The sequence below is a fragment of the Megasphaera sp. An286 genome, assembly GCF_002163455.1.
Lineage (GTDB): Bacteria > Bacillota > Negativicutes > Veillonellales > Megasphaeraceae > Megasphaera > Megasphaera stantonii.
In genome coordinates, this window is the sequence record NZ_NFIY01000007.1 from 92,092 (window position 1) to 98,696 (window position 6,605).

Annotated in this window: 5 protein-coding genes; all 5 read left to right on the forward strand. The window is 39.0% G+C overall.

What is annotated here, in order from left to right:
* The first annotated feature begins 11 nt into the window (after positions 1 to 11).
* On the forward strand, positions 12 to 3,104 hold the full coding sequence (locus B5F80_RS05065; RefSeq protein WP_087477731.1) for a type I restriction endonuclease subunit R: 3,093 nt from the start codon (positions 12 to 14) through the stop codon (positions 3,102 to 3,104).
* A 29-nt stretch (positions 3,105 to 3,133) separates the two neighbouring features.
* On the forward strand, positions 3,134 to 4,918 hold the full coding sequence (locus B5F80_RS05070; protein WP_087477732.1) for a DUF262 domain-containing protein: 1,785 nt from the start codon (positions 3,134 to 3,136) through the stop codon (positions 4,916 to 4,918).
* A 32-nt stretch (positions 4,919 to 4,950) separates the two neighbouring features.
* Positions 4,951 to 5,514, forward strand: coding sequence for a DNA-3-methyladenine glycosylase I (locus B5F80_RS05075; RefSeq protein ID WP_087477733.1), 564 nt, complete (start codon positions 4,951 to 4,953; stop codon positions 5,512 to 5,514).
* An 18-nt stretch (positions 5,515 to 5,532) separates the two neighbouring features.
* Entirely contained in the window at positions 5,533 to 5,808 is a 276-nt protein-coding gene (locus B5F80_RS05080; RefSeq protein ID WP_087477734.1) for a hypothetical protein, read from the forward strand.
* 227 nt (positions 5,809 to 6,035) lie between these two features.
* Complete coding sequence (locus B5F80_RS05085) at positions 6,036 to 6,290, forward strand: hypothetical protein (RefSeq protein WP_087477735.1); 255 nt, start codon at positions 6,036 to 6,038, stop codon at positions 6,288 to 6,290.
* Positions 6,291 to 6,605: the final 315 nt, after the last annotated feature.

Genomic DNA, 6,605 nt, shown 5'->3' on the forward strand with positions numbered 1-6,605 from the left:
GAGTGATGGCCATGGCAGGATATTATACGGAATCAAACTATGAAAATGCAGTGCTGCAATTACTAAGCGAACAGCTAGAGTATACGTATGTCTATGGACCAGATGTAGAGCGGGAGTACGAGTCTCCTTTATATGAAGATAGGTTATGGCCTGCATTGCAGCGGATTAATCGTTACTTACCAGAGTGTGCTATACATGAGGCTATTACTAAAGTTAGGAACATTGAAAATGGTACCTTACTGCAAAAAAATATTCTTTTTATGAATTATTTGCAAAACGGTGTTCCTGTGACATATTTTGCCGACGGAGAAGAAATATCTACGTTAGTTATTCTCCTTGATTTCGAACATCTTGCTAATAATGATTTTGTCGTTGCCAATCAATGGACTGTCGTAGAGTATTCTACGAAAAGAATCGACGTCATATTATTTGTCAATGGATTGCCTTTGGTAGTCATTGAATTAAAATCCCCGACAAGGGAAGAAACCGACGCGTCGGCGGCATATCGGCAGCTGCGCAATTATATGCATGAAATTCCGTCTTTATTTGTGTATAACGCTATCTGTGTCATGAGTGATATGACCGTATCAAAAGCGGGAACGATTACGTCTGATGAAGAGCGTTTTATGGAATGGAAAACCATCGACGGTAATTATACGAATACGCAGTATGTGTCCTTTGAAGTATTCTTTGAAGGGATGTTTGAAAAAAATCGATTGCTGGATATTATACAGAATTTTATTTGTTTTAATGAAAATGAAGAAGAGAAGAAAACGTTTAAAATTTTAGCGGGATATCATCAATATTTTGCTGTAAAAAAAGCTATTGAATCTACTAAAAAAGCCGTGGCGACAGATGGAAAAGGCGGCGTATTTTGGCATACTCAGGGAAGCGGGAAATCGTTGTCCATGGTCTTTTATGCTCAGTATTTGCAGAAAGCATTGAACAGCCCGACGATTGTAGTCATTACTGACCGTAATGATCTTGACGATCAATTATATGGTCAATTTATTCGATGTCGCCATTTTCTCCGACAGACTCCTGTGCAGGCAACAAGTAGGGATGACTTGAAAGCTTTGCTCAAAGACAGGCAAGCTAACGGTATTATTTTTACGACTATGCAGAAATTTACAGAAAGCGGAAGCGCCCTTTCTGAGCGAAAAAATATCATTGTCATGGTAGACGAGGCCCATCGCGGACAGTATGGGTTGAATGAAAAAGTTATTGCCCGTCAAGATGATACGGGAAATATCATTGCCAAAACAATTATTGGAACTGCTAGAATTATTAGGGACAATTTACCGAATGCTACATATATTGGCTTTACCGGTACGCCGATATCGGCAAAAGATAGGAATACGCGCGAAGTTTTTGGCGATTATATCGATGTTTACGATATGACCCAAGCCGTAGAAGATGGGGCAACCAGGCCTGTTTATTACGAAAGCCGCGTCATTCATCTAAATTTAGATGAAAAAATTTTAAAAATGATTGATGATGAATACGATAGGGTAGCGGAAACGGCTTCCCCTTATGTAGTAGAAAGAAGTAAAAAAGAATTAAGTCAAATGGACGCTATATTAGGGGCTGATCAAACAATACATTCTCTGGTCAGCGATATGATTACCCATTATGAAGAGAATCGCGCACAGTTATTGACTGGGAAAGCGATGATAGTCGCTTATTCTCGACCTATTGCTATGAAGATATACCGGCAAATATTAGCCATGAGGCCGGACTGGAAAGAAAAAGTACATGTAGTCATGACACAAGGAAATAATGATCCTGAAGAGTGGCGAGACGTTATTGGAAATAAATCGTATAGAGATGAGCTGGCAAAACAGTTTAAAAATGATGATTCTTCTATGAAAATTGCTATCGTCGTCGATATGTGGCTTACTGGATTTGATGTGCCGTCTTTAGCAACGATGTATATATACAAACCCATGAAAGGGCATAACCTTATGCAGGCGATTGCTCGTGTGAATCGAGTGTTTAAAGATAAAGAAGGCGGTTTAATTGTAGATTACGTGGGGATTGCATCGGCCTTGAAACAGGCGATGAATGATTATACGGTACGAGATAGAAAAAATTACGGTAATACGGATATTAGCAAAGTAGCATATCCGCGATTTCTTGAAAAATTATCTGTATGCAGAGATTTCTTCCATGGCTTTAATTATTTAATGTTCATGACCGGCGATGATTTGGAGAAAGCAAAAGCTATTACAGGCGGAGTGAATTTTATCTTAGGCAAAAGTCAAAAAGAGAGTGATGTACCAGAAAAAGAACGAGTGCAATATGTTTATATAAAGGAAGCGTTATTATTAAAACAGGCATTGTCTTTGTGCAGTAGCCTTGTCGATAAGAAGATGCGCTTGGAAGCGGCATATTTTGAAGCCGTTCGTGTAATGCTTGTGCGTTTGGCCGCGAGAGGAACAGGGGAAAAGATTACTCTTCCTGAATTAAATAATAAAATAAATGCTTTGCTGAAAGAAAGTATAAAAAGCGACGGCGTCATAAATCTTTTTTCAGATATAGATACGGAGTTTTCATTATTTGACCCTAAATTTTTGGAAGAAGTAGGAAAGATGAAAGAGAAAAATTTAGCGGTTGAATTATTGAAACGCTTGATTTCTGAACAAGTATCTGTATATCGTAAGACTAATGTGGTAAAATCAGAAAAATTTTCTGAAATTATCCAGAGTACGATGCGAAGATATTTGAACGGCATGTTGACTAATGAAGAAGTAATACAAGAGTTGTTAAATTTGGCTAGAAACATACAAAATGCGCAGAAGGAAGGGGAAGAATTACATTTAAATGCCGATGAAATGGCGTTTTATGATGCGTTGACTAAGCCGCAAGCGATAAAAGATTTTTATGAGCATGATCAATTAATTGCTCTCACAAAAGAACTGACGGAACTTTTACGGAAAAATCGGACCATTGATTGGCAGAAAAAAGAAAGTGCAAGAGCCGGTATGCGGAAGATGGTGAAACGCCTTCTGAAAAAATATGGATATCCGCCGGAAGGAAGAGAAGACGCTGTAAAGACTGTCATGCTGCAGTGCGAGTTATGGACGGATCATACGAATTTTTAAAGTATATTTAGGATTGGAGTAGTATTATTATGAATGCAGAATTATTCAGAAATATACCTAGCTCAGTAGACCACTTATTGAATGACGTAAAAAATGGAAGAATTGGTTTACCAGATTTGCAACGCCCATTTGTTTGGACTGACAGTAAGGTAAGAAATTTATTAGATTCGATGCTCAAAGGATATCCTATTGGATATATTATGCTTTGGAAATCACCTGAGAATTATGATGCAATTAATCACATTGGTGATAATGAAAAAGCATTTAAAAGGCCGGCAGATTTGGTCATAGATGGTCAGCAGCGTTTAACTGCGCTTTTAGCTGCGATTTATGGTATTGCTGTAAAAGATAAAAAGTATAGAACTCGTAATATCAAGATTTCTTATAATCCTTTAAATAATGAGTTTGCTGTATGGACTCAGCCTAAGGAACAAGATGCAGAGTGGATATCTGCCATAAGTGATATTTTTGAGGCAGATCAAAAACATACCATTTCCAAATTCCGCAGATCATATATAAAGAATGTTAATGAAAAGCATCGAAAAAATGGCAAAGATAGTCTGACTGATGAGGAAGAAGATTTAATAGAAGAAAGAATTAACGGGATCTTAGATTTATTAAAATTTCCATTGCCTACTTTAGAAATCAGTGCCAATGCTAGCGAAGAAGATGTTGCGGATATTTTTGTTCGAGTAAATTCTGGTGGACAAAATTTAACGGAAAAAAATTTTATAGAAACTTTATTGTCTGTATATGATAGTGAAGTACATGATACTATAAATAAATTTTGTGCGGATTCGTGGATTCCTGCAGATGGAACATCCTATAATCCTATTTTAAAATTAGATCCTTCTCATATTATTCGGGCTGTTGTAGGGGTAGGTTTTAGCCGAGCTAGATTACGATATGCATATATGCTTTTACGTGGGAAAAATTTAAAAACAGGTGAATTTAGTGTAGAAAAACAAAATGAAAATTTGGAATTATTTAAAAAGGCATTACAACAAGTTACGGATTTAAATAACTGGCATGACTTCATTAACTTAGTTCTTTCCGCAGGGTATTTAAAAGATACTATTGTTTCATCGTCTAACGCCATAGTATTTTCTTATGTATTATATTTGATTGGAAAATATGAATATAAGGTACCTGTTATTGTATTACATCACATTATTAAAGAATGGATATTTATGGCTATGGTAACTGGATTCTATACTGGATCTACGGAATCAGAAGTTGAAAAGCAATTTGCTGACTTAAGAAGTATCCGAAGTTCGGAAGAATTTGTACAGTATTTGCAACAAGTAATAGATACAAGATTTACTGATGACTATTTTACTTATACTTTGCCAGAAGATTTAAATAGCTCTTCCGCCAATTCTCCTACTTGGTTTGGGTATGTCGCTGCTTTGAATATTTTAGGGACGCCTATGTTATTTAGTACCACTCCATTGTCAAAGTATTTTTCGATTGGAATGAGCGGAAATAAGAATATCATAGATAAACATCATATCTTTCCTAAAAATTATTTGGATAAAATTGGTTATAAGTACGATAGAGATAAAAATCAAATTGCTAACTTTACTTATGTTGATTATGCCACCAACATTAATATTTCAGATAAGGATCCACAAGAGTACGTAACGGAGTATCGTGAAAAATTGGGAGAAGAAAAATATAATCTTACTTGCCAACAAAATGCTCTGCCGAAAAATTTTGAATATTTAGAATATACAGACTTTTTAAAACAAAGACGAGCCTTAATGGCTCAAATCATCAAAAAAGCGTATTTAGAATTAAAAAAGAATATGTGATATCAAATTTTATAGTGAAAAAGGAGTTTCTCATGAATTCAATTTGTCCATGGGCCTTAGGCGACCCGTTGCTGCGGGGGTATCACGATACGGAATGGGGCGTGCCTTGTCATGATGATACGATGTTGTTTGAACTGCTGTGTCTCGAAGGGGCGCAGGCCGGGTTGTCGTGGCTGACGATTTTGAAGCGGCGCGAGGGGTATCGTAAGGCGTTTCGGAATTTTTCGATACCGGCCTGCGCGGCGCTGACCGACGACGAGCTAGAGGAGATTCGTCTTCACGGCGATGTGATTCGCAACCGCCTGAAAATCGCTTCAGTGCGGAAGAATGCCCGCGTCGTACAGGAGATTCAGCAGGAGTTCGGTTCCTTCGATGCCTATGTCTGGCATTTTACGGAAGGGAAGCCGATTCGCAACGCTTGGAACGAGCAGAAGGACATACCGGCTCAGTCGGAATTGTCGGAGCGCATCAGCAGGGATTTAAAGAAGCGGGGCGCGTCTTTCGTCGGGCCGGTGATTATGTATTCCTTTTTGCAGGCCGCCGGCGTGCTGAACGACCATATTGCGTCTTGTCCTTGCGGCGATGGGGCGTATTAAATAAAGAAGGTGCAGCATATGAAGCTATTGTTATTGATGGTAGTATGTTTATGCGTCTGGATTTGCGGCAGTGCGGTGTCACAGGCGACATACGAGGAATACGATGCAGGGTATGCGAAGGGCTATGAAGATGCCTGTATGGGCTTGTGGGACGAGTGGCCGGATTACGGCTCAGAAGATTTTAAAATCGGCTATGCCGATGGGCAGGGAGAACGGCGTGACGAATTGGATGCGGCTCATGACGATGGCTATTCTGCCGATGAATACGATGACGGTGATAGTGATGAATGGTAAATAATATACAACAGCCTCGGAGCTTCATGAAGAACTCCGAGGCTGTTGTATTAAGAAATAGGTTATTTTACTGTAATTTTACATTTGAAAATTGCATAATTCTTCTTTTTTGCTATTTTCTTATGGTACAATGTGTAATATACAGGAGATGAAAGGGATATTCAACATGGGCTGTACCATGTTGAGATAACGCGGCTTGTTATTTTTTGACAGAGAGGTGAAGAACTATGAAGCGTTGGTTAGTGATGATGATGTGCGCCGTATGGTTTCTGATGGGCAATCTTTCCTTTGCCATGACGTCGCCTTTGGGGATAGGATCATCGCCCACTTGGGGAAGCGGCATGCCGGCGTTGGAGTCCTTTGACGATGATGATTACTGGGACGACGACCGCTGGGAAGACGATGACGATGACTACTGGGATGACGATCGTTGGGAAGATGACGATGACGACGATTGGGACGACGACCGATGGGAGGATTAAGACCTGAGCTTCTTGCAGCGTATATCTTTGCGTTAGATAGTAAACTATATTGACATGACATCATATGTTCGTATATGATGTTGCCGTAGGCATTACACACACAACGGCAGGCGGTTATATCGCCCCTATCCATTTCGAATGAATGGGGGTGATGCCCATGAACGAAACGAACATAACGTTGTTATTGTTGATTGTTCTGGTTGTTCGACTATGTGAAGCTTTTTCTGTAAATAACTGCTAGGTATAGGTCTTCTATGATACAATCTAAATCATAGGAGGCTTAGTATCATGGCAAGAGAAAAGAAACCGGTACAT

Excerpts from the sequence above, each read along its gene's own strand:
- B5F80_RS05085 (WP_087477735.1), top strand. The coding sequence starts at position 6,036 with ATGAAGCGTTGGTTAGTGATGATGATGTGCGCCGTATGGTTTCTGATG.
- B5F80_RS05065 (WP_087477731.1), top strand. The coding sequence starts at position 12 with ATGGCAGGATATTATACGGAATCAAACTATGAAAATGCAGTGCTGCAA.
- B5F80_RS05070 (WP_087477732.1), top strand. The coding sequence starts at position 3,134 with ATGAATGCAGAATTATTCAGAAATATACCTAGCTCAGTAGACCACTTA.
- B5F80_RS05075 (WP_087477733.1), top strand. The coding sequence starts at position 4,951 with ATGAATTCAATTTGTCCATGGGCCTTAGGCGACCCGTTGCTGCGGGGG.
- B5F80_RS05080 (WP_087477734.1), top strand. The coding sequence starts at position 5,533 with ATGAAGCTATTGTTATTGATGGTAGTATGTTTATGCGTCTGGATTTGC.